Source organism: Aeromonas jandaei, assembly GCF_037890695.1.
In the GTDB taxonomy this organism is placed as follows: Bacteria; Pseudomonadota; Gammaproteobacteria; order Enterobacterales; family Aeromonadaceae; genus Aeromonas; species Aeromonas jandaei.
The window spans coordinates 4471303-4496556 of sequence record NZ_CP149571.1 but is presented as its reverse complement, the minus strand read 5'-3'; the positions used below and the strand labels follow the sequence as shown (position 1 = coordinate 4496556).

Sequence of the window (25254 nt, the reverse complement as noted above, 5' to 3'; positions counted from 1 at the left end):
AGGCCGGACTGGAGTGAACTGCCAGTCCGGCCTTTTTATTTCGCTATTCGCTTCGGGTCAGAAGACCTTCTTGAACGGCTTGATGGTGACTTTGGCATAGACGCCCGCCGCCACATAGGGATCGGCATCGGCCCAAGCCTGGGCATCCGCCTGTGAGGCAAACTCGGCGATGACGGTGCTACCGGTAAAGCCGGCATCGGCCGGATCCTCGGCATCAATGGCCGGGTTGGGGCCGGCAGTCAGCAGCCGACCTTCATCCTGCAGGGCTTGCAGGCGAGCCAGATGGGCGGGGCGAACTTGCTTGCGCAGCGGCAGGCTGCCCTGAACATCTTCGGAGTAGATGAGATACCACATGAGACAATCCTTTTCTGATGAGGGTTATTTTTTCAGCTGTTCTTTTTGATCAGCCGGAATGTGGCGGTAGAGGTAGACACCGCTGAGCAGGGTAAAGATCAGGGTCATGCCGAGCAGGCCAAACACCTTGAAGTTGACCCACATCTCCTGCGGCAGGTTGAACGCCACATAGAGATTGAGCAGGCCGCAGACGGCAAAGAAACCGGCCCAGCCGAGGTTGACCCGATCCCAGATAGCGTCGGGCGCCTGCAGCTCCTTGGCCAGCATCTGCTTGATCAGGTTCTTGCCAAAGCCATAGCGGCTGATGATCAGACCCAGTGCAAACAGGGCATTGATAACGGTCACTTTCCACTTGATGAAGGTGTCATCGTGGAAGAACACAGTGAGACCGCCAAAGAAGCCGACCAGCAGGAAGGTAAAGAGCTGCATCTTCTCGACCTTGCGATAGCGGATCCAGCTATAGGCGAGCTGCAGACCGGTGACCACCACCAGGGCGCCAGTAGCCATGTAGATGTCGTAGAACTTGTAGACCGCAAAGAAAACGATAAGTGGAATAAATTCAATAAATTGCTTCATTTCTGACGCCTAGTCCTCAAAGATGGCCTGCAAATTTCGCCCAGTCTACCTGCACGGCGGACAACGGCAAATGAATAAGACCGCTCATTTTTACGCCGGTTCCGCGCTGTCGCCAAACAGTTGGCGAGCAATGGAGATCCCCAGTCGCTGCTGATCGGCCAGCAGGTCGCGGATATGGCGCTCTTCAATCAAAGGGTTGAGCAACACGGCGCGCAGCAGGGTGAGCGGCTGGGCACCGTATCGCACCACGGCGCGCTGGGTACGGGAGACAAAGCTGTGCCCCTCGGCCCGCTGGGCTTTTTGCAGGGCCACGTTGAAGGCGTTGATCTGCTCGTTGGCCGCTTCATCCAGCACCTTGCCCTGCAGATGGGGCGGGATGCAGCGATAGGAGAGCAGGTTCATCACCGGAGCAGACATCAGCTCGAAGGCCGGATTGCTGGTGATAAGCTCGGCCATCAGTCGGGCCCGGTCGTAGTTGGCCTCGATGAGGTCGGCATAGCCTTGCTGGCCGAACAGCTGGAAGGCGGCATCCAGATAAAGGGCGTTGGCCGGGCGGGTGCCCTCCAGCGTAAAGCGGCCCTGATCGAACGAGGTGGCACGGATGGCGTAAGGGGCCTCCCGCTTGACCGCCATCATCAGGTCCGGCTGACGACAGAGCAGCATGCCGGTACCGAGCGGCACCAGCAGCTGTTTGTGGCCATCCAGAGTGACGGTATCGGCATGCTCGATCCCGGCCAACAGGTTTTGATAGCGGGGGGAGAAGAGGGTCGGGCCACCCCAGGCGGCATCCACGTGGAAGTGGATCTGCTCGCGCTCGGCGATGGCGGCCAGCTCCGGCAGGGGGTCGATGGAGCCAAAGTCGGTGCTGCCCGCCACGCCGACCAGCGCCAGTACCTTGAGTTTTTCCTCTTTGCAGCGCAGCAGAGCCTGTTCCAGCGCAGCCAGACTGAGCCGGTTCTGCTCGTCGGTTTCCAGGCGCCAGACGCTGCGGGCGCCCAATCCCAGCAGATCCATCCCCTTGTCGAAGGAGTAGTGCATCAGTCGGGAGCCCAAAATGACGGCGCCGCGATAGCCCTGCTCATAGAGGGCGAACAGGTTGTCGCCACAGGCGCGGTTGCGGGCCAGCCACAGCGCCGTGACGTTGGCGATGGTGCCGCCGCTGGTCATGACGCCGAGGGCGGCATCCTTGGCATGCATCTGCTCGCCGTAGAAGGCATCGTCCATGCCATAGATAAGGCGGTGCAGCTTGGCCAGCACCTCCCGCTCCAGAAAGCTGAGCAGGCGGGAGGACTCCATCTTCATCGGATTCTGGTTGAGCATCACCACCAGACGGGAGAGCTCGGCAGTGAAGGCCGGCAATGGTGCCGTCATATGACCCATGTAGCGTGGCGAGGTGAGATGAGAGGCGCCGGGGACAAGGGTGGCCAGACGGGCTAGATAGGCTTCGGTCGAGCAGCCGCTGGCGGGCATGCGGGACTGGTCGAGCTGATGGGTGAACAGGTCGTGCTGGTAGGGGGCCTGACTGTCGTCGGAGTGGTGGAAGGTCTCCAGCAAGGTGCTCATCGCCTCGCCAAAGGCGGGATCCGCTTGTGCAAACAGCTCAGTCAACTTCATCAGGTTCTCCAGACCAGGTCACCGGGGTAGGTGTCTATGCCGCTTCTGTCGGGCATCGGCGGCAGAGCATACACCAAAGGGGGGCGGGTGACAGCCACCCCATTTTTTAAGCGAACGCTTGTACTCTGAAATGGCGCTGGGTAGAGTGTCGCCAATGATAACGGAGTGAATGTTATGAGTGGTGTGATGGATTACTCCCCCCGGGAAGAGCTGGCCAACCGGCTGAGCCACGGAGCGGGATTGTTGCTGGGTATCGTCGGGTTGGTGCTGCTGCTGATCAAGGGGTGGGGGCAGGGCACGCAAGCGCTGGTGAGCTACAGCCTCTATGGTGGCAGTCTGGTGCTGCTCTATCTCGCCTCGACCCTCTACCACAGCATGGCGGAGGGCAAGGCGCGACGCTGGTGCAAGGTGTTTGATCACTGTGCCATCTATCTGCTGATCGCCGGTACCTATACTCCCTTCCTGCTGGTGGCGCTCGATACGCCGCTGGCGCACGGGCTGATGGTGGTGATCTGGGGGCTGGCGTTGGCCGGGGTGGTGTTCAAGCTGATATTCATCAATCGCTTCAAGAAGTTGTCGCTGTTCACCTATCTGATGCTGGGCTGGCTGTCGCTGGTGGTTATCTATCAGCTCTATATCCATCTGGCTGGTGAAGGGCTGCTGCTGCTCGCGGTGGGCGGGCTGGTCTACAGCCTCGGGGTGATCTTCTACGTGGCCAAGCGAATTCCCTACAACCACGCCATCTGGCATCTGTTTGTGCTGGGGGGCAGCATTTGTCACTTTATGGCCATTTATGGCTATGTCGTTTAATTAACCCTTAATTGGTATTTTTGCCGCGCCAAAGGATAAATTCGTGCGTTATCACACAGTTGGCGGCATCGTTTGCTGACAAGCTAAGGACAGTTCAATTCGCAAAGGATGCACACAATGAGTGATATCGCGCTTTCCATCAGCATGTTGTCGCTGGTGGCAGTGCTGGGACTCTGGCTGGGGAACTGGCGAGTCTATGGCGTCGGGTTGGGGATAGGAGGGGTGCTGTTCGGCGGCATCATAGTCGGCCACTTTGCTGGCATCTCCGGTCTCGCACTGGATGAACAAACCCTGCACTTCATTCAAGAGTTCGGTCTGATCCTGTTTGTCTACACCATCGGCATTCAGGTTGGTCCCGGCTTCTTCTCTTCTCTGCGCAGCTCCGGTCTCAAGCTCAACGGCTTTGCGGCCCTGCTGGTGTTGCTCGGCGGCGTGGTCGCTGCGGCCCTGCACCAGCTGTTCGATGTGCCGCTGCCGGTGATCCTCGGGGTCTTCTCCGGTGCGGTCACCAATACTCCTTCGCTCGGTGCGGGCCAGCAGATCCTGGGTGAACTGGGGGCCGCCCCCGGCTCCACCGGTCTGATGGGGATGGGCTATGCGGTTGCCTACCCGTTCGGTATCTGCGGCATTTTGCTCACCATGTGGCTGATCAGGGTCTTCTTTCGCATCAAGGTTGAGGAGGAAGCCGCCCAGTTCGAGCTGCAGACCGGCAAGACCAAGGAGAGCCTGCAGACCATCAACATCGCGGTGCGCAACCCCAATATGCATGGCCTGATGCTGAGCGAGATCCCGAGTCTCGACGAGGCTGATGTCATCTGCTCGCGCCTCAAGCGCGGCGATGAGTTGATGGTGCCGCGTCCCGATTCGCGCATCGAGTTGGGCGACCTGCTCCACCTGGTGGGTGAGCGCCATGCGCTGCACAAGGTGCTGCTGGTGCTCGGGGAGGAGGTGGAGACCTCGCTCTCGACTCGTGGTACCGACCTGCGCGTTGAACGGGTGGTAGTGACCAACGAACAGGTGTTGGGCAAGAAGATCCGCGATCTCGACATCAAACAGCGTTATGACGTGGTGATCTCCCGCCTCAATCGGGCCGGTATCGAACTGGTGCCGACCAGCCAGACCAGCCTGCAGTTTGGTGACATCCTCAACCTGGTGGGACGCCTCGATGCCATCGAAGCGGTGACCAATGTGGTCGGCAACGTGCAGCAAAAGCTGCAGCAGGTGCAGATGCTGCCGGTCTTTATCGGGATCGGTCTTGGCGTGCTGCTTGGCTCCATCCCCTTCTATCTGCCGGGCTTCCCGGCCGCGCTCAAGCTCGGCCTGGCGGGCGAGCCGCTGGTGGTGGCGCTGATCCTGTCGCGGATCGGCAGCATCGGCAAGCTCTACTGGTTCATGCCGCCCAGTGCCAACCTGGCGCTGCGGGAGATCGGGATCGTGCTGTTTCTGGCGGTGGTCGGCTTCAAGTCCGGTGCCGGTTTCGTCGATACCCTGATCCACGGCGATGGTCCCTCATGGATGCTCTACGGCGTCGCCATTACCCTTATTCCGTTGCTGGTGGTCGGGGTGCTGGCTCGCCTCTATGGCAAGATGAACTACCTCACCCTGTGTGGTTTGCTGGCCGGCTCCATGACCGATCCTCCCGCGCTGGCCTTTGCCAACGCCATGCATCCGACCAGCGGCGCCAGTGCTCTCTCATATGCCACTGTCTACCCGCTGGTGATGTTCCTGCGGATCATCTCGCCGCAGCTTTTGGCCATCATCCTCTGGGCTGGCGCATAACTCTCTGAAATGGCAGGTGCATGGTTTGTCATGCTCCTGCCATATTTCTGTAATGTACTGATAAAATTGATTTTATTTTATATCCCTCCGTTAGCTCCGACCCTTCTGGCCGGCTGAACAGTTCAGCCCCAAATCAGTCTATTCTTTCGAATTTTCTCACTGGTTATTTCCACTGCCTGTGTGCAAAGTAGGCTGTGGCTTTTTGCATGCAAATCAGGATTCAGGAGAGAACATGATTACCAATGCCATTACCTTGGAACAGGGCGTAACCGTAACCCAACTCAAAGGAAAGATTTACCTGCTTGCCGCAGACGGCAGCCGGAAGCTGTTGGTTGAAGGGGATGTACTGCCAAAAGGGGCTGTGATTGTCTCTCCCGATGGTGGCAGCTTTATGGGCGGCAACCAGTCGTTCAATGTGCAGCCGGCCGGTCAGCCGAGCGAGTCGGCCGAAGAGGGAGATGCACCCCAGCTGGCACAAAACGGTGCACCCGGCACTCCGAGCGATATCAATGCACTGCAACAAGCCATTTTGGGCGGCGCTGACCCGACCAAGACTCTTGAAGCTCCTGCAGCGGGTGGTGCACCTGCCGCCGGTGGTGGTGGTGGCGTCGGCGGTGTTGCTGGCGCCAGCGGTAACGGCGGCTTTGTTACTATCGACCGCGTAGGGGATGCCACTATCTCTCAGGCGGGGTTTGATACGACCTACAATAACGGCACCGCGCCGACGCTGGATGCGACAGGCATTGCAGATCAGCCTTTCATCTCCGCCAATCTGACCCTCTCTGCGCAGCCTCAAGTAAATGAAGGCGGTTCCATCACCTTTACTGCCTCTGTTGATGTACCTGTTTTTGGCACCGATCTGGTCATTACTCTCTCAAATGGTGCTGTCATTACCATTCCTGCTGGCCAAACTACCGGTTCCGTTACTGTGGCTGTGCCTGCCGACAGCCCCTATGTCGACCCGTCCGCGATCACTGTTTCGATCACTGGTACTCAGGGCGGTGGTTTCAACCAGATCATTACCGGTCCTTCAACAACCACCCAGATTAACGACACCATCGATACCACCACAGTGACCCTGGGTGCTCCGGCGCAGGTCAACGAAGGTGGGCAGATCACCTACAGCGCCAGTGTCAACAACGCCCCGCAGAGTGACCTGGTGCTGACCCTGTCCAACGGCGCCAGCATCACCATCAAGGCGGGCGAGCTGAGCGGCAGCGTGACGGTCGATGCCCCGAGTGACGACGTTTACAAAGATGGCAGCAGCCTGACGGTGAGCATCACCGGCAGCAGCGGTGGCAACTACGAGCAGCTGGACACCAGCAGCAAGGTGACCACCGAGGTGGCCGACACCGTGGACACCACCACGGTGACCCTGAGCGCACCGGCGCAGGTCAACGAAGGTGGGCAGATCACCTACAGCGCCAGTGTCAACAATGCCCCGCAGAGTGACCTGGTGCTGACCCTGTCCAACGGCGCCAGCATCACCATCAAGGCGGGCGAGCTGAGCGGCAGCGTGACGGTCGATGCCCCGAGTGACGACGTTTACAAAGATGGCAGCAGCCTGACGGTGAGCATCACCGGCAGCAGCGGTGGCAACTACGAGCAGCTGGACACCAGCAGCAAGGTGACCACCGAGGTGGCCGACACCGTGGACACCACCACGGTGACCCTGAGCGCACCGGCGCAGGTCAACGAAGGTGGGCAGATCACCTACAGCGCCAGTGTCAACAACGCCCCGCAGAGTGACCTGGTGCTGACCCTGTCCAACGGCGCCAGCATCACCATCAAGGCGGGCGAGCTGAGCGGCAGCGTGACGGTCGATGCCCCGAGTGACGACGTTTACAAAGATGGCAGCAGCCTGACGGTGAGCATCACCGGCAGCAGCGGTGGCAACTACGAGCAGCTGGACACCAGCAGCAAGGTGACCACCGAGGTGGCCGACACCGTGGACACCACCACGGTGACCCTGAGCGCACCGGCGCAGGTCAACGAAGGTGGGCAGATCACCTACAGCGCCAGTGTCAACAACGCCCCGCAGAGTGACCTGGTGCTGACCCTGTCCAACGGCGCCAGCATCACCATCAAGGCGGGCGAGCTGAGCGGCAGCGTGACGGTCGATGCCCCGAGTGACGACGTTTACAAAGATGGCAGCAGCCTGACGGTGAGCATCACCGGCAGCAGCGGTGGCAACTACGAGCAGCTGGACACCAGCAGCAAGGTGACCACCGAGGTGGCCGACACCGTGGACACCACCACGGTGACCCTGAGCGCACCGGCGCAGGTCAACGAAGGTGGGCAGATCACCTACAGCGCCAGTGTCAACAATGCCCCGCAGAGTGACCTGGTACTGACCCTGTCCAACGGCGCCAGCATCACCATCAAGGCGGGCGAGCTGAGCGGCAGCGTGACGGTCGATGCCCCGAGTGACGACGTTTACAAAGATGGCAGCAGCCTGACGGTGAGCATCACCGGCAGCAGCGGTGGCAACTACGAGCAGCTGGACACCAGCAGCAAGGTGACCACCGAGGTGGCCGACACCGTGGACACCACCACGGTGACCCTGAGCGCACCGGCGCAGGTCAACGAAGGTGGGCAGATCACCTACAGCGCCAGTGTCAACAATGCCCCGCAGAGTGACCTGGTGCTGACCCTGTCCAACGGCGCCAGCATCACCATCAAGGCGGGCGAGCTGAGCGGCAGCGTGACGGTCGATGCCCCGAGTGACGACGTTTACAAAGATGGCAGCAGCCTGACGGTGAGCATCACCGGCAGCAGCGGTGGCAACTACGAGCAGCTGGACACCAGCAGCAAGGTGACCACCGAGGTGGCCGACACCGTGGACACCACCACGGTGACCCTGAGCGCACCGGCGCAGGTCAACGAAGGTGGGCAGATCACCTACAGCGCCAGTGTCAACAACGCCCCGCAGAGTGACCTGGTGCTGACCCTGTCCAACGGCGCCAGCATCACCATCAAGGCGGGCGAGCTGAGCGGCAGCGTGACGGTCGATGCCCCGAGTGACGACGTTTACAAAGATGGCAGCAGCCTGACGGTGAGCATCACCGGCAGCAGCGGTGGCAACTACGAGCAGCTGGACACCAGCAGCAAGGTGACCACCGAGGTGGCCGACACCGTGGACACCACCACGGTGACCCTGAGCGCACCGGCGCAGGTCAACGAAGGTGGGCAGATCACCTACAGCGCCAGTGTCAACAATGCCCCGCAGAGTGACCTGGTACTGACCCTGTCCAACGGCGCCAGCATCACCATCAAGGCGGGCGAGCTGAGCGGCAGCGTGACGGTCGATGCCCCGAGTGACGACGTTTACAAAGATGGCAGCAGCCTGACGGTGAGCATCACCGGCAGCAGCGGTGGCAACTACGAGCAGCTGGACACCAGCAGCAAGGTGACCACCGAGGTGGCCGACACCGTGGACACCACCACGGTGACCCTGAGCGCACCGGCGCAGGTCAACGAAGGTGGGCAGATCACCTACAGCGCCAGTGTCAACAACGCCCCGCAGAGTGACCTGGTGCTGACCCTGTCCAACGGCGCCAGCATCACCATCAAGGCGGGCGAGCTGAGCGGCAGCGTGACGGTCGATGCCCCGAGTGACGACGTTTACAAAGATGGCAGCAGCCTGACGGTGAGCATCACCGGCAGCAGCGGTGGCAACTACGAGCAGCTGGACACCAGCAGCAAGGTGACCACCGAGGTGGCCGACACCGTGGACACCACCACGGTGACCCTGAGCGCACCGGCGCAGGTCAACGAAGGTGGGCAGATCACCTACAGCGCCAGTGTCAACAACGCCCCGCAGAGTGACCTGGTGCTGACCCTGTCCAACGGCGCCAGCATCACCATCAAGGCGGGCGAGCTGAGCGGCAGCGTGACGGTCGATGCCCCGAGTGACGACGTTTACAAAGATGGCAGCAGCCTGACGGTGAGCATCACCGGCAGCAGCGGTGGCAACTACGAGCAGCTGGACACCAGCAGCAAGGTGACCACCGAGGTGGCCGACACCGTGGACACCACCACGGTGACCCTGAGCGCACCGGCGCAGGTCAACGAAGGTGGGCAGATCACCTACAGCGCCAGTGTCAACAATGCCCCGCAGAGTGACCTGGTACTGACCCTGTCCAACGGCGCCAGCATCACCATCAAGGCGGGCGAGCTGAGCGGCAGCGTGACGGTCGATGCCCCGAGTGACGACGTTTACAAAGATGGCAGCAGCCTGACGGTGAGCATCACCGGCAGCAGCGGTGGCAACTACGAGCAGCTGGACACCAGCAGCAAGGTGACCACCGAGGTGGCCGACACCGTGGACACCACCACGGTGACCCTGAGCGCACCGGCGCAGGTCAACGAAGGTGGGCAGATCACCTACAGCGCCAGTGTCAACAATGCCCCGCAGAGTGACCTGGTGCTGACCCTGTCCAACGGCGCCAGCATCACCATCAAGGCGGGCGAGCTGAGCGGCAGCGTGACGGTCGATGCCCCGAGTGACGACGTTTACAAAGATGGCAGCAGCCTGACGGTGAGCATCACCGGCAGCAGCGGTGGCAACTACGAGCAGCTGGACACCAGCAGCAAGGTGACCACCGAGGTGGCCGACACCGTGGACACCACCACGGTGACCCTGAGCGCACCGGCGCAGGTCAACGAAGGTGGGCAGATCACCTACAGCGCCAGTGTCAACAACGCCCCGCAGAGTGACCTGGTGCTGACCCTGTCCAACGGCGCCAGCATCACCATCAAGGCGGGCGAGCTGAGCGGCAGCGTGACGGTCGATGCCCCGAGTGACGACGTTTACAAAGATGGCAGCAGCCTGACGGTGAGCATCACCGGCAGCAGCGGTGGCAACTACGAGCAGCTGGACACCAGCAGCAAGGTGACCACCGAGGTGGCCGACACCGTGGACACCACCACGGTGACCCTGAGCGCACCGGCGCAGGTCAACGAAGGTGGGCAGATCACCTACAGCGCCAGTGTCAACAACGCCCCGCAGAGTGACCTGGTGCTGACCCTGTCCAACGGCGCCAGCATCACCATCAAGGCGGGCGAGCTGAGCGGCAGCGTGACGGTCGATGCCCCGAGTGACGACGTTTACAAAGATGGCAGCAGCCTGACGGTGAGCATCACCGGCAGCAGCGGTGGCAACTACGAGCAGCTGGACACCAGCAGCAAGGTGACCACCGAGGTGGCCGACACCGTGGACACCACCACGGTGACCCTGAGCGCACCGGCGCAGGTCAACGAAGGTGGGCAGATCACCTACAGCGCCAGTGTCAACAACGCCCCGCAGAGTGACCTGGTGCTGACCCTGTCCAACGGCGCCAGCATCACCATCAAGGCGGGCGAGCTGAGCGGCAGCGTGACGGTCGATGCCCCGAGTGACGACGTTTACAAAGATGGCAGCAGCCTGACGGTGAGCATCACCGGCAGCAGCGGTGGCAACTACGAGCAGCTGGACACCAGCAGCAAGGTGACCACCGAGGTGGCCGACACCGTGGACACCACCACGGTGACCCTGAGCGCACCGGCGCAGGTCAACGAAGGTGGGCAGATCACCTACAGCGCCAGTGTCAACAATGCCCCGCAGAGTGACCTGGTACTGACCCTGTCCAACGGCGCCAGCATCACCATCAAGGCGGGCGAGCTGAGCGGCAGCGTGACGGTCGATGCCCCGAGTGACGACGTTTACAAAGATGGCAGCAGCCTGACGGTGAGCATCACCGGCAGCAGCGGTGGCAACTACGAGCAGCTGGACACCAGCAGCAAGGTGACCACCGAGGTGGCCGACACCGTGGACACCACCACGGTGACCCTGAGCGCACCGGCGCAGGTCAACGAAGGTGGGCAGATCACCTACAGCGCCAGTGTCAACAACGCCCCGCAGAGTGACCTGGTGCTGACCCTGTCCAACGGCGCCAGCATCACCATCAAGGCGGGCGAGCTGAGCGGCAGCGTGACGGTCGATGCCCCGAGTGACGACGTTTACAAAGATGGCAGCAGCCTGACGGTGAGCATCACCGGCAGCAGCGGTGGCAACTACGAGCAGCTGGACACCAGCAGCAAGGTGACCACCGAGGTGGCCGACACCGTGGACACCACCACGGTGACCCTGAGCTCGGCCACCAACGGCCAGACCGTGACCGAGGGCGGCAGCATTGTCTACACCGCCAGCGTCAGCAACCCGGTCACCGGCAGCCCGCTGACCGTGACCCTCTCCAACGGGGTGGTGATCACCATTCCGGTGGGCAGCAGCAGCGCTAACAGTGACCCGGTACCGGTTCGTGGAGATGACATTTATCAGCAAGGTGAAGAGTTACTGAGCGTCACTATCGACAAGACCAGTGGTGGCAATTACGAGAATGTGGTTAGCACTGGCACCATCACCAATACAGTGGTGGATGATCAGGATTTACCGACTCTGACCCTGACTGGCGATGCCAATGTGGTCGAGGGGGGCAAGGCGAGCTACACCCTGAGCATCAGCGATGCACCGAAAACCGATCTGACCGTCAAGGTGGTGGTGGGCCATATCACCACCGACGAGGGGGATGTCCAGGCGGTGACCCGCGATGTGGTCATCAAGGCGGGGACCACCTCGGTGAGCTTCGACGTGGCGACCAAGGATGACGTCTATGCCGAGCCGGCCGAGCAGTTCAAGGTGAGCGTGAGCGGCACCAGTGGCGGTGGCTACGAGAAGGCGCCGGCGCTGCCGGGTGCGGTGACCACCACCATCACTGACGAGGATGGCAGCCCTGACCAGCCGAAGGATGCCCCGACCCTGACCCTGACCGGCGATGCCAATGTGGTCGAGGGGGGCAAGGCGAGCTACACCCTGAGCATCAGCGATGCACCGAAAACCGATCTGACCGTCAAGGTGGTGGTGGGCCATATCACCACCGACGAGGGGGATGTCCAGGCGGTGACCCGCGATGTGGTCATCAAGGCGGGGACCACCTCGGTGAGCTTCGACGTGGCGACCAAGGATGACGTCTATGCCGAGCCGGCCGAGCAGTTCCGGGTGAGCGTGAGCGGCACCAGTGGCGGTGGCTACGAGAAGGCGCCGGCGCTGCCGGGTGCGGTGACCACCACCATCACTGACGAGGATGGCAGCCCTGACCAGCCGAAGGATGCCCCGACCCTGACCCTGACCGGCGATGCCAATGTGGTCGAGGGGGGCAAGGCGAGCTACACCCTGAGCATCAGCGATGCACCGAAAACCGATCTGACCGTCAAGGTGGTGGTGGGCCATATCACCACCGACGAGGGGGATGTCCAGGCGGTGACCCGCGATGTGGTCATCAAGGCGGGGACCACCTCGGTGAGCTTCGACGTGGCGACCAAGGATGACGTCTATGCCGAGCCGGCCGAGCAGTTCCGGGTGAGCGTGAGCGGCACCAGTGGCGGTGGCTACGAGAAGGCGCCGGCGCTGCCGGGTGCGGTGACCACCACCATCACTGACGAGGATGGCAGCCCTGACCAGCCGAAGGATGCCCCGACCCTGACCCTGACCGGCGATGCCAATGTGGTTGAGGGGGGCAAGGCGAGCTACACCCTGAGCATCAGCGATGCACCGAAAACCGATCTGACCGTCAAGGTGGTGGTGGGCCATATCACCACCGACGAGGGGGATGTCCAGGCGGTGACCCGCGATGTGGTCATCAAGGCGGGGACCACCTCGGTGAGCTTCGACGTGGCGACCAAGGATGACGTCTATGCCGAGCCGGCCGAGCAGTTCCGGGTGAGCGTGAGCGGCACCAGTGGCGGTGGCTACGAGAAGGCGCCGGCGCTGCCGGGTGCGGTGACCACCACCATCACTGACGAGGATGGCAGCCCTGACCAGCCGAAGGATGCCCCGACCCTGACCCTGACCGGCGATGCCAATGTGGTTGAGGGGGGCAAGGCGAGCTACACCCTGAGCATCAGCGATGCACCGAAAACCGATCTGACCGTCAAGGTGGTGGTGGGCCATATCACCACCGACGAGGGGGATGTCCAGGCGGTGACCCGCGATGTGGTCATCAAGGCGGGGACCACCTCGGTGAGCTTCGACGTGGCGACCAAGGATGACGTCTATGCCGAGCCGGCCGAGCAGTTCAAGGTGAGCGTGAGCGGCACCAGTGGCGGTGGCTACGAGAAGGCGCCGGCGCTGCCGGGTGCGGTGACCACCACCATCACTGACGAGGATGGCAGCCCTGACCAGCCGAAGGATGCCCCGACCCTGACCCTGACCGGCGATGCCAATGTGGTCGAGGGGGGCAAGGCGAGCTACACCCTGAGCATCAGCGATGCACCGAAAACCGATCTGACCGTCAAGGTGGTGGTGGGCCATATCACCACCGACGAGGGGGATGTCCAGGCGGTGACCCGCGATGTGGTCATCAAGGCGGGGACCACCTCGGTGAGCTTCGACGTGGCGACCAAGGATGACGTCTATGCCGAGCCGGCCGAGCAGTTCCGGGTGAGCGTGAGCGGCACCAGTGGCGGTGGCTACGAGAAGGCGCCGGCGCTGCCGGGTGCGGTGACCACCACCATCACTGACGAGGATGGCAGCCCTGACCAGCCGAAGGATGCCCCGACCCTGACCCTGACCGGCGATGCCAATGTGGTTGAGGGGGGCAAGGCGAGCTACACCCTGAGCATCAGCGATGCACCGAAAACCGATCTGACCGTCAAGGTGGTGGTGGGCCATATCACCACCGACGAGGGGGATGTCCAGGCGGTGACCCGCGATGTGGTCATCAAGGCGGGCACCACCTCGGTGAGCTTCGACGTGGCGACCAAGGATGACGTCTATGCCGAGCCGGCCGAGCAGTTCCGGGTGAGCGTGAGCGGCACCAGTGGCGGTGGCTACGAGAAGGCGCCGGCGCTGCCGGGTGCGGTGACCACCACCATCACTGACGAGGATGGCAGCCCTGACCAGCCGAAGGATGCCCCGACCCTGACCCTGACCGGCGATGCCAATGTGGTTGAGGGGGGCAAGGCGAGCTACACCCTGAGCATCAGCGATGCACCGAAAACCGATCTGACCGTCAAGGTGGTGGTGGGCCATATCACCACCGACGAGGGGGATGTCCAGGCGGTGACCCGCGATGTGGTCATCAAGGCGGGCACCACCTCGGTGAGCTTCGACGTGGCGACCAAGGATGACGTCTATGCCGAGCCGGCCGAGCAGTTCCGGGTGAGCGTGAGCGGCACCAGTGGCGGTGGCTACGAGAAGGCGCCGGCGCTGCCGGGTGCGGTGACCACCACCATCACTGACGAGGATGGCAGCCCTGACCAGCCGAAGGATGCCCCGACCCTGACCCTGACCGGCGATGCCAATGTGGTTGAGGGGGGCAAGGCGAGCTACACCCTGAGCATCAGCGATGCACCGAAAACCGATCTGACCGTCAAGGTGGTGGTGGGCCATATCACCACCGACGAGGGGGATGTCCAGGCGGTGACCCGCGATGTGGTCATCAAGGCGGGCACCACCTCGGTGAGCTTCGACGTGGCGACCAAGGATGACGTCTATGCCGAGCCGGCCGAGCAGTTCAAGGTGAGCGTGAGCGGCACCAGTGGCGGTGGCTACGAGAAGGCGCCGGCGCTGCCGGGTGCGGTGACCACCACCATCACTGACGAGGATGGCAGCCCTGACCAGCCGAAGGATGCCCCGACCCTGACCCTGACCGGCGATGCCAATGTGGTCGAGGGGGGCAAGGCGAGCTACACCCTGAGCATCAGCGATGCACCGAAAACCGATCTGACCGTCAAGGTGGTGGTGGGCCATATCACCACCGACGAGGGGGATGTCCAGGCGGTGACCCGCGATGTGGTCATCAAGGCGGGGACCACCTCGGTGAGCTTCGACGTGGCGACCAAGGATGACGTCTATGCCGAGCCGGCCGAGCAGTTCCGGGTGAGCGTGAGCGGCACCAGTGGCGGTGGCTACGAGAAGGCGCCGGCGCTGCCGGGTGCGGTGACCACCACCATCACTGACGAGGATGGCAGCCCTGACCAGCCGAAGGATGCCCCGACCCTGACCCTGACCGGCGATGCCAATGTGGTCGAGGGGGGCAAGGCGAGCTACACCCTGAGCATCAGCGATGCACCGAAAACCGATCTGACCGTCAAGGTGGTGGTGGGCCATATCACCACCGACGAGGGGGATGTCCAGGCGGTGACCCGAGATGTGGTCATCAAGGCGGGGACCACCTCGGTGAGCTTCGACGTGGCGACCAAGGATGACGTCTATGCCGAGCCGGCCGAGCAGTTCAAGGTGAGCGTGAGCGGCACCAGTGGCGGTGGCTACGAGAAGGCGCCGGCGCTGCCGGGTGCGGTGACCACCACCATCACTGACGAGGCGGTACCGGGAGCGGAAGACACCGTGTATGCCCAGATCGAGGTGGATCAATCCAGCGTGGTGGAAGGTGGCGCGCTCAAATACACCGTGAGCCTGGTGGACAAGGACGGCAATGCCGTGACACTGCCGGCAGGCAAAGTGGTGACCCTGAACTTGGCATGGAGCGGGGCGGCGGCCAATGATGGCGACACCAGCGGTCGTCCGGCCAGCGTGACCATCGGTGCAAACGGCAAAGCCGAATTTACTGTTACTACAGTAAACGACACCATTTATGAGATGGATGAAAAGCTTGCTGTCACTATCAGTGGTGTGAAGATCAATTCAGCATTTGAAGCTATTTCGATAGTAAATGGAAAAGGTAGTGCTGAGACCGTCATTGTGGACAACGACGCTCCCCCTACCGTGGTGATCAATAAACCTGCGGTGGTGTCCGAAGAGGGGTTGGCCAACGGGTTGCCTGATAACGCAGGTAATACAGATACCACCAATGCGACCGTCGCCAGCGGCACTATTACCGTGGGGGATGTCGATAGCAGTAGCGTGACGGTCAGCCTCTCTGGCTCGATCCGGACTCAAGTCCGGCGGGCTGGATGTGAAGTGGAACTGGGATGCATCAGGTAAAGTGTTGACCGGGTATACCGGTACCTTGGGTGGTGCGGACTATAAGGCTGTGCTTGATGTCAAACTGACCGCGCCTGCAGGAAGTACTAAAGGAGATTGGGGCTATGACGTTACTCTGAAAGGAGCTCTCGATCATCCGGTGACTGGTGCCGAGGACACGCTGAGCTTCAACGTCGGAGTTTCTGTTTCTGATGGACAGAGCACTACGGTCGGTTCGCTGCCTATCACAGTTGAGGATGACGCGCCAATCGCTGGTGACATGGCGGCAGTATCTCTGGTGAAAACCAGTATCCCGGATGTGTTGACCGGCAAGTTCAGCCTGACCGGGTATGTCGGGGATAGCGGCAGCATTGATGCGGGCAAATTCACTATCACGGCACGGGGATTCGAGTCTTCGACTTCCTCCAGGCTCGTTGATGCCAAGGTCAATGCGTCCGTTGACGGGCTAGGCGTCAAGAGCACGAGCGCGCCTTATCACAACATTGATAATGAGATCGATTTCCGCAAATTTGCTGATGGTTCGAGTGTATCCGAGGAGTTGGTGATCAAGCTGGATGCGGGTACTGTGGCATATGGCGCCAAGATCGAGTTCAGCAAGATCTATGGTGCAGAACTCGAGTGCGGTGTGGTCGAGTTCTGGCGCGACGGTAAACTGGTTGCAACACAGACATTCAGCTCGAATGCTGCCAATGGTGATTATGCTGCCAACTTCCAGGTTCAGCAGGGCGGTTTTGACACCATGGTGATCAAGGCGACCGATAACGGCAAGTCGGCCAGCTGGGGTGACAACAGTGACTTTACTGTCAAGTCTATCGAGTTCCTTGGTTCCTCTACCCCGCAGGCGATTGCCTATGGTTCGGGCACGCTCGATCCGCAGTGGGGGGCTGATGGTAAAGGACGTTTCGAACTGGTCACCGGTACGGTCGAATCCGGCCTCAAGACAGTTGCCGGTCTGGCTATCGCGATCACCGCCGATGGGGCTAATACCCTGCTTGGTAAAGACAGCAATGGCAGTCTGATCTTTAAGATGGAGTTCACACCTGCCACAGGCAAATGGGAGTTCTTCCAGTATGCCGAGATGCAGCGTCCTGCTGACGGTGATATTGACTTTACATTTAAAGCTTACGATCGCGATGGTGATGGCTCGCAAGGCAGTTTCGCGGTCAATCCGCTGGTTCGCCCCGATGTAATGGGGGTGTCGAATGCCAGTGTGACTGAGGGGGGGGCTCTGCAACATGTTGTCACCCTGAGCGGGGCGACCAATGTGGCTACCGAGTACAGCCTCTCCATTGCTGGCAGCGGTGCTCATGCTGCCAGCAGTGCTGATTGGGGAGCTTTGCAGTTTACCAACGGGGTGACCTACAACAGCACCACCGGCAAGATAACCGTGCCTGCCGGAGTATCGAGTTTCACTGTATCGCTGAATACGGTAAACGACACACTGCCCGAGTTCACAGAAACGCTGGCGATCTCGGTAGGGGGCGTTTCCGGTACCGGCACCATAGTCGACAATGATCTCTCGGTGCGGCTCGGTGTCGGTCTGGTTGATGAGGATGGTTTGTCTGGTGGCAACGCCGGTTTGCCCGAGCCTGTCGGGGCGCCGACCAGCGGTCCGCTCTCGGTTACCCAATCGCTGCAGGTTACCGATGGCAATGGTAGCAACGTATCCGGCGTTCAGCTCAAGCTGGTCAGCATTACCGGCTTGAGCGGCATTACCGGCATTGATGGCCAGCCCGTGAATGTGGTGCAGGATGGTGCGGGTCTCAAAGGTTACTTTGGAACCAACCCGGCCAATGTGGCCTTTACCGTAACGGTAGACAACAATTCGAATCCACCGAGCTATACCTTCACCCTGATCAAGCCGCTCAGCCACCTTGTGGATGGTCAAAGCAGCGTATTGAGCAGTCAGGATGAGCTGCGTCTCACGGTGAATTATGAGGTGAGCAAAGCTGGTTCCGACACTGCGAGCGGCTCTTTCGATGTGGCCGTGCGTGATGATGTGCCGGTTGCTGTGGTCGATGATGCCACGCTTAACGTGGTGGTAGATTCGTTCCAGTTCTCCGGTGTTGAGGCGTCCTGGATCAATGTTGTTGGTGGTAAGAATCTGGAGTATTTCGATGGTCCGGATAACGACTCGGCCAATGATCAGATCCGCTGGGGTGGCAAGAATGAAGTTAAGTCAGGTTACGGATTCGCTGACAACGATGCTGCGCTGAATGGGCAGATCCCGCTCAACGAAGAGATCAAGTTGGGTACCTTTACCCACTACAACTATCCGATCTCTTCCGGTACATCGATTAGTGCTGTCACCATGAAGGCGATATTCTCGGTCACCGATTCCATGGGAAGAGTGACTCCCGTGACTGTCACCATCAACTTTAATCACAACGAAACGCCAAACGATGGGGCCGATCCGCGAGATATCATCACTATCGGAACTGCGACCGCGAGCTTCAACTTTGAAGGCAAGGTCTACAGTCTTGAGGTGCTGGGCTTCCGCGATACCGGTGGCAACGTAGTGAAGACTATCTACACCAACGAAAATGCCAGCAACAGCTTCGATCTGATCGTCAAGTTGGTAGAGGGTTCTGGTTATCAGTTGCCACAGACTACAGGCAATGTGCTGGCCAACGATCTTGCCGGTGCTGATGGTGGTTTGAGTGTCATTGGCTACGGAGTAGGCAGCAGCTCGACCACCTATACCAATGGTGCGGGTACCCAGGTAGTTGGTCTGTACGGGGTGCTGACCATTCTGGCCAACGGTGCCTATACCTATCAGGTCACCAAGAATGGCAGCCAAATCCCGGCTGATGCACGCGAGGTGTTCAGCTACAGCGTGCGGGATGGCGATGGCGACACTACCAACAGTACTCTGACCATCAGCGTCAATCCGGTGGACAGCAACGGGGTACCGGTTCATCTGCCGTTGACGGTAGATGGTACCGACCTCAACGACTCTATCGTTGTGCGCAATGGCGAAAATGCGGCTAACCCTGATCGCCTGGATGTTGCCTTTGGTGGGAATCTGCTGGGCGAGGTCACCACCAGTAACGGCGGTACAGACCATGTGCATACCGGTATCAGTTACAACAAAGGGAGCCTCGATCAGGTCGTCAGTGGTGGTGCAGGCAATGACCACATCGAAACCGGCAGCGGCAACGATGTGATCTATGCAGGCAAAACCGGGGCGGATGGATTTGGTACCGACGATTCGTTGCAACTGACGGTAGCTCAGCTCAAGGCTCATCACATCATGACAGGCAGCTTGTCTGGCACTGATGCCATGCTCGATGGCGACGGTCTGTTGCTGAGTGTTGATGTCAGCAGTAGCAAAGCAGATGTGGTCAATGGCGGTAGCGGTAATGACAAGATCTACGGACAATCAGGTTCGGATATCTTGTTTGGTGGTACCGGTGACGACTATATCGATGGCGGCAGTCACAACGATGCACTGCGTGGCGGTCTGGGGAACGATATCCTGATCGGTGGGCTCGGCAACGATGTGATGCGTGGTGACGGCGGCTCAGATACTTTCGTCTGGAATCAGGGGGATACTGTATCCGGTTCTCTGACCAAGGATTACATCATGGACTTCAACAAGGGGTCAGGCACAGTCAATCTTTCGGAAGGTGACAAACTGGATCTGCGCGATCTGCTGGATCACGACGGTTCTCGCAACCAGAACGATCTGAAGAGCCTGCTCTCGGTGTTTGAGGACAATGAAGGGGGGCATCTGCAGGTCAGGGAGGGCAGCTCTACTTCTGCGATTACCCAAGAAATCGTGTTGATGAACCACACCTTTGGCACGCTGACGGGCGGTTCGGCGACCACGTCCAATCAGGTGATCGATTACATGTTGAATAATCACATGCTCGATATTGACAAGCCATAAGCACTAACTAATAGCTACGCAATAAAAAGCGGCAGAGAAATCTGCCGCTTTTTTATTTTGAAGTGAAGAAAAATCAGTTGCCGAGGGTGGCGAACAGGCTCTGCTCCAGGGTGCCGCGGGAGACGCAGACCGGCTTGATGGAGGGGGCCGGTACGCGCTCGCCTGAGGACTCAACGAAGAACAGCTCGGTGTTGCCCTTGACGTTGACGGTCGCCACGCTGCTGTTGCCGCTCTGGGTGATGATCAGGTTGATCTGCAGGTTGGGGTTACCCAGTGCTACTTTGGAGCCCATGGTGCCGCAATCCAGCCACTCCAGACCGTCGGCAGAGTGCTCGACGTTGGCGGTCATCAGGCCGGAACCGCGCTGGCTGTTTTCGATGTTGAGGCCGTGATCGGTGAACCACTTCTCGGCACGGGCCCATACCAGGTCAACCGGGATCGCCATCTCCTGGGTATTGTTGGTCGCCTTGGCAATCGGCGGGTTGTAGCGGTACTCTTCACCACCATTGTTGTCACCGGCACAACCGACCAGCAGCAGCGCCAGAGCGCCTCCCATAATCTTTTTCATCTTCTTTCTCTCGTCCATTTCATCCGGCCATTGGCCAACCGGCGCCTATTATCTCCGGAGCGACAATCTCTGTCAGCAAGCATCCTGCATCGAGCGTGTTATTGTGCCAGTCAGGTCGCTTTACAAAACCGGTTTGCTATCATAGATTTGCTCGAAATTCCTCCATAAGCGTCCCTGTGAACAACATGCTCACCCCGGATCTGCTGCAGCAGATCATCGACCATCTGCCAATGAGTATCTTCTGTCGGGATAAGCATGGGCGCTACCTCTTTGCCAACCGCATGTTTGCCTGCGAGGCAGGCTATCCCTCGCCTGCCGAGGTGGTCGGCAAGACGAATGCGCAGATGCCGTGGGGAGACATCTTTGGCGAGGAGGACAGACAACTGCTGGCGAAGGGGGAGCCGCTGCTTTACCAGCAGCTCCACTGCAACAGCGGTGGCAACACCAGCTGGATGGAGATCCACAAGGTGCCGCTCTATGACCAGCAGGGCGAGCCTTATGCCGTGTTTGGCGTGGTCAACGAGATTGCGCAACGGAAAAACCTCGAACAGACGGTCAAGAACCAGCAGGTATTGCAGCGGTTTTTGCTGGATGCGATCCCCGATATTATCCGCTTCGATGACCATAACGGCGTGCTGCTTGAGTGCAATCAGGCGTTTCTCGACTTTATCGGACAGCGAGCCGGGGAGGTGCTGGGCCATCAGATCCCCTATCGCCTTTCTGCGCCGCAAGGGATGGATCAGGGAGAGTGTTGTCTGCTGGACGCCAGTGGCAAGGGGCGGCATATGGAGATCACCCGGGTGGATGTGTCCGATGGTGATGGCCACTCCCTCGGCGTGCTGACGCTGGGTCGCGATATCACGGGGCTGCGTACCACTCAGGCCCAGCTGCAACAGGAGCAGCACTACGACAGCCTGACCGGCTTGCTCAAGCTCTCCCGCTTTCTGCAGACCAGCCGTCATCTCGGTGGCCGCAATGCCACGCTGGTGCTGGTCGACCTGCACCATTTTCGCGAGATCAACGATCGCTTCGGGATTCGGATTGCCGATCGCCTGCTCAGTCAGGTAGCCAAGCGGCTGCAGCAGCTGGCGCCGCCGCGCTCGCTGCTGTGCCGGGTGGCGGCTGATGACTTCAGCCTGCTGCTGCCCGAGCTCAACGAGCCGTTGCAAGGGTGGAGCCAGCAGTTGCAGCAGCAGCTGATGGAGCACTATCAGGTGGAAGAGCACCGCATCCAGATCCCGGTTTTCCTCGGGCTGGCTCAGGGCAAGGCCAATGATGCCGAACGGCTGCTCAGCCATGCGGAGGCGGCACTGGCGCAGGGCAAACGGCAGCAGCACTACACCACCCTGTTCGATCCTGAGCTCCATGCCAAGCTCAAGCGGCGTCAGCTCATCGCGGCCCAGCTGCCACTGGCCATCAAGTCGGCTCAGCTGGTTGCGGTCTATCAACCCATCGTCTGCAGCAGAACGCTCCGGTTGCATGGCGCCGAGCTGCTCTGCCGCTGGCCTCATCCCGAGCTGGGGATGATCTCCCCCGACGAGTTCATTCCGCTGGCAGAAGAGATGGGGGTGATCGGCCAGCTTGGTCAGTTGATGCTGGAGCAGGGCTGCGCCCAGCTGGCGCAGTGGCAGGCGGCTTGCCCGGAGATGATGCTCTCCATCAACCTCTCGCCGCTACAATTTCGTGATCCGGCCCTGTGCGAGCTGGTACAGGGTTGTATCGTCCGCCATGGGCTCAAGGCCAGTCAGCTGGAGCTGGAGATCACCGAAGGGGTTCTGATGGAGAATGCCGACCAGATAGAGACCAACCTCGACAACCTGATAGCTGCCGGCTTCCAGCTGGCCATCGATGACTTCGGCACCGGCTACTGCTCGCTGGCCTATCTGCCGCGGCTCAAGGTCGCGACCCTCAAGCTGGACCGCAGTTTTACCCAGGGGCTTGCCAGCAACACGGCGACGACCGCTATCGTGCGTTCCGTCATCGGGCTGGGCCATGAACTCGGTATCCGCATCACGGCCGAGGGGGTGGAGACGCCGGAGCAGCAGCAGTGGCTGACCGATGCCGGTTGCGATCGTCTGCAGGGCTACCTGTTCAGCCGGCCGCTGCCGCCGCAGGAGTTCGCCGCCAGCTATCTGGGCTGACTTTGTGCCAGAAACAACAAGGCCACCTCGCGGTGGCCTTGTTGTTTGGCGATGGGGGCAGGATCAATCCTGGAAGTAGGTGCCCCAGCCATCGTAGTCCACCCCGTATTTTTCGAGGATGGGCAGCATCTTGGCTATATCGGCCACGATGGCTTCGACATTCAGCTTGCACTCGATGGTGGCATCGAAGCAGAAGATGGTGGCGCCGTCATCCAGTTCCATCTCTTCGGCATCGGTCACTTCAAAACCGGCCTTGAACAGGTCAACCGCTGCTTTTTCCAGACGGTCGAAATCCTGGCAGGCGAAGTGGTGTTCAATGTCGTAATCCGCGTCAGGGTTGCTGCCGTCGGCCAGCAGCTCGTTGACGATCTCTGTGGTCTCTTCACGCCACTCTTGCATATTCAGACTCATGTTGCCTCCAGGCGGTATCGTTGCGGCAAAGCATACTCGCACAGCGCATCCGGCTCAATGCGGCAAACCTGCAGAAGCGCTGATTTCCCGCTGTTTGGTGATGAATGGCACAGGAGAGTGGTGTGGCGAGCCCATTTTTTGCCCCGAAGCGGCCAATAACCACCCGTTACGTTCAGTTGTTGAGCGAACGAACTTTTTATCGTGCCAGCGTGGTTGACACCGTGCGCCGGAAAGGGTTTAATGCGCGCCGTTGCCCAGATAGCTCAGTCGGTAGAGCAGGGGATTGAAAATCCCCGTGTCGGCGGTTCGATTCCGTCTCTGGGCACCACAATTCCTCCTTAGTTCAGTCGGTAGAACGGCGGACTGTTAATCCGTATGTCACTGGTTCAAGTCCAGTAGGAGGAGCCAAATTCGAAAAGCCCGCTCAATCGAGCGGGCTTTTTCATTTCTAGTTGCCGTTGCACGCGGCTAAAAAGAGCGTCGCGCCACAGGTGGCACTGAACAGCAACATGCCGGTCTGCAACATGCTGCCTGGGCATGGTTTTTTCTCTCTTTTTCCGGCCCTGATCCACTTCGGTTTCATCACGTTCCCTTATCCATTTTGACGGCCTGAATCCCTGCACTCCTCTGCAGGCTCGCCATCTTTGTTGAATGGGGGCATGGCGTCAATCTCCCGGCCAGGAGAATAATTCAGCAAGCAATCACCTCCCTGACAACGCGGTTCAATCCTCTTTTTTGCACCCTTTGAACCAGCCTCCACATTCGCAAAAAGCGGCATGACCCGGCTGGCGAGCAGGGCTAAGATGGGGCTGAGCCTATTCCGACCTCGACATGGAGAGAGTCAAGATGAGCAGCCCACTGCACTACGTACTGGACGGCGTTCACTGCGAGCCGCACTTTTTTACCGTTCCACTCGATCACGACGATCCTGATGGCGAGAGCCTGACCCTCTTTGCTCGCACTTTGTGCCGCAAGGATCGGCTCGATGACAAGCTCCCCTGGCTGCTCTTTTTGCAAGGCGGTCCCGGTTTCGGGGCGCCGCGCCCAAGCGCCAACAGTGGCTGGCTCAAGCGGGCGCTCGAAGAGTTTCGGGTGGTACTGCTCGATCAGCGGGGCACCGGCATGTCGAGCCCGATCCACAGTCATTCACTGGCCAAAATGACCCCGGCCGAGCAGGCGCACTATCTCAGCCATTTTCGTGCTGACAACATAGTGCGGGACGCCGAGTTTATCCGGCTGGAGCTGAGCCCCTCCCACCGCTGGAGCCTGCTGGGTCAGAGCTTTGGCGGCTTCTGCTGCCTGACCTACCTCTCGCTCTTCCCCGACAGCCTGCGGGAGGTCTATATCACCGGTGGCATCGCGCCGATTGGCCGCAGCGCAGAGGAGGTCTACCGTGCTACCTATCAACGGGTGGCCGACAAGAATCGCGCCTTCTTTGCCCGCTTCCCCCATGCCCAGCCCATCGCCAACCGGCTGGCCAACCATCTGCACCAGCACGATGTGCGGCTGCCCAATGGTCAGCGCCTGACGGTGGAGCAGTTCCAGCAGCAGGGGCTGGATCTGGGGGCCACGGGCGCTTTCGAGGAGCTCTATTATCTGCTGGAAGAGGCCTTTATCGGCGACAAGCTGAGCCCGGCATTTCTCTATCAGGTGCAGAGCATGCAGCCATTCAATACCAATCCGCTGTTCGCCATCCTGCACGAGGCCATCTATGCCGAAGGGGAGGCGACTCGCTGGGCCGCCGCCCGGGTCAGAGAGGAACTTCCCGAACTGAACTGGGCACCCGGCAAGGATTTTGCCTTCACTGGCGAGATGATCTTCCCCTGGATGTTCGAGCAGTTCCGCGAGTTGCTGCCCCTGAAAGAGGCTGCCCATCTGTTGGCCAACAAGGCGGATTGGGGGCCGCTCTATGACCCGGCCCAGCTGGCCCGCAACAAGGTGCCGGTGGCCTGCGCCGTCTATGCCGAGGATATGTACGTGGAGTTTGATTACAGCCGCGAGACGCTGCGGGGCTTGGGTAGCAGCCGCGCCTGGATCACCAACGAGTATGAACACAACGGCTTGCGGGCTGATGGTGAGGTGGTGCTCGACAAACTCATCGCCCTGAACCGGGATCGCTGAGGCGGAT

11 protein-coding genes and 2 tRNA genes are annotated in these 25254 nt (G+C 60.4%); 8 read left to right on the top strand and 5 right to left on the bottom strand.

Annotation, left to right across the window (positions count from 1 at the left end; all coding sequences use genetic code 11):
- Positions 1 to 57 precede the first annotated feature (57 nt).
- From WE862_RS21100 to WE862_RS21090, 3 genes are all read right to left on the bottom strand, one after another.
- Positions 58 to 354: a YciI family protein gene (locus WE862_RS21100; protein WP_033112808.1), complete on the bottom strand. Its 297-nt coding sequence runs from the start codon at positions 352 to 354 to the stop codon at positions 58 to 60.
- A 24-nt stretch (positions 355 to 378) separates the two neighbouring features.
- A complete protein-coding gene (locus WE862_RS21095; RefSeq protein WP_042029725.1) occupies positions 379 to 930 on the bottom strand; it encodes a septation protein A in 552 nt (183 codons plus the stop codon).
- A gap of 90 nt (positions 931 to 1020) precedes the next feature.
- Positions 1021 to 2544, bottom strand: a complete 1524-nt coding sequence (locus tag WE862_RS21090) for an aminotransferase class V-fold PLP-dependent enzyme (protein WP_042029727.1) — start codon at positions 2542 to 2544, stop codon at positions 1021 to 1023.
- A 174-nt stretch (positions 2545 to 2718) separates the two neighbouring features.
- Between WE862_RS21090 and trhA the strand changes: the two genes are divergently transcribed.
- From trhA to WE862_RS21070, 4 genes are all read left to right on the top strand, one after another.
- Positions 2719 to 3354: a PAQR family membrane homeostasis protein TrhA gene (trhA, locus tag WE862_RS21085; protein WP_042029728.1), complete on the top strand. Its 636-nt coding sequence runs from the start codon at positions 2719 to 2721 to the stop codon at positions 3352 to 3354.
- 117 nt (positions 3355 to 3471) lie between these two features.
- A complete protein-coding gene (locus WE862_RS21080; protein ID WP_339058678.1) occupies positions 3472 to 5133 on the top strand; it encodes a putative transporter in 1662 nt (553 codons plus the stop codon).
- 232 nt (positions 5134 to 5365) lie between these two features.
- The gene (locus WE862_RS21075; RefSeq protein ID WP_339058677.1) at positions 5366 to 16114 is read left to right on the top strand and encodes a retention module-containing protein; all 10749 of its coding nucleotides are present in this window, start codon (positions 5366 to 5368) and stop codon (positions 16112 to 16114) included.
- Positions 16086 to 20006: a choice-of-anchor K domain-containing protein gene (locus WE862_RS21070; protein ID WP_339058676.1), complete on the top strand. Its 3921-nt coding sequence runs from the start codon at positions 16086 to 16088 to the stop codon at positions 20004 to 20006. The genes WE862_RS21075 and WE862_RS21070 overlap by 29 nt, the downstream gene beginning before the upstream one ends.
- A gap of 73 nt (positions 20007 to 20079) precedes the next feature.
- On the opposite strand, the gene WE862_RS21065 is transcribed toward WE862_RS21070, so the two are convergent.
- A complete protein-coding gene (locus tag WE862_RS21065) occupies positions 20080 to 20574 on the bottom strand; it encodes a hypothetical protein (RefSeq protein ID WP_033114575.1) in 495 nt (164 codons plus the stop codon).
- 176 nt (positions 20575 to 20750) lie between these two features.
- On the opposite strand from WE862_RS21065, the gene WE862_RS21060 reads away from it, so the two are divergent.
- Complete coding sequence (locus WE862_RS21060) at positions 20751 to 22715, top strand: sensor domain-containing protein (protein WP_042030854.1); 1965 nt, start codon at positions 20751 to 20753, stop codon at positions 22713 to 22715.
- Positions 22716 to 22778: 63 nt separating this feature from the next.
- Here WE862_RS21060 and rraB read toward each other — a convergent pair whose 3' ends face one another.
- Complete coding sequence (gene rraB, locus WE862_RS21055) at positions 22779 to 23114, bottom strand: ribonuclease E inhibitor RraB (RefSeq protein ID WP_033114697.1); 336 nt, start codon at positions 23112 to 23114, stop codon at positions 22779 to 22781.
- A gap of 264 nt (positions 23115 to 23378) precedes the next feature.
- On the opposite strand from rraB, the gene WE862_RS21050 reads away from it, so the two are divergent.
- From WE862_RS21050 to WE862_RS21040, 3 genes are all read left to right on the top strand, one after another.
- Positions 23379 to 23454: transfer RNA gene (locus tag WE862_RS21050), tRNA-Phe, on the top strand.
- A 4-nt stretch (positions 23455 to 23458) separates the two neighbouring features.
- A tRNA-Asn gene (locus WE862_RS21045) sits at positions 23459 to 23534 on the top strand.
- Positions 23535 to 23972: 438 nt separating this feature from the next.
- Positions 23973 to 25247, top strand: coding sequence for an alpha/beta fold hydrolase (locus tag WE862_RS21040; protein WP_042030852.1), 1275 nt, complete (start codon positions 23973 to 23975; stop codon positions 25245 to 25247).
- Positions 25248 to 25254 lie beyond the last annotated feature (7 nt).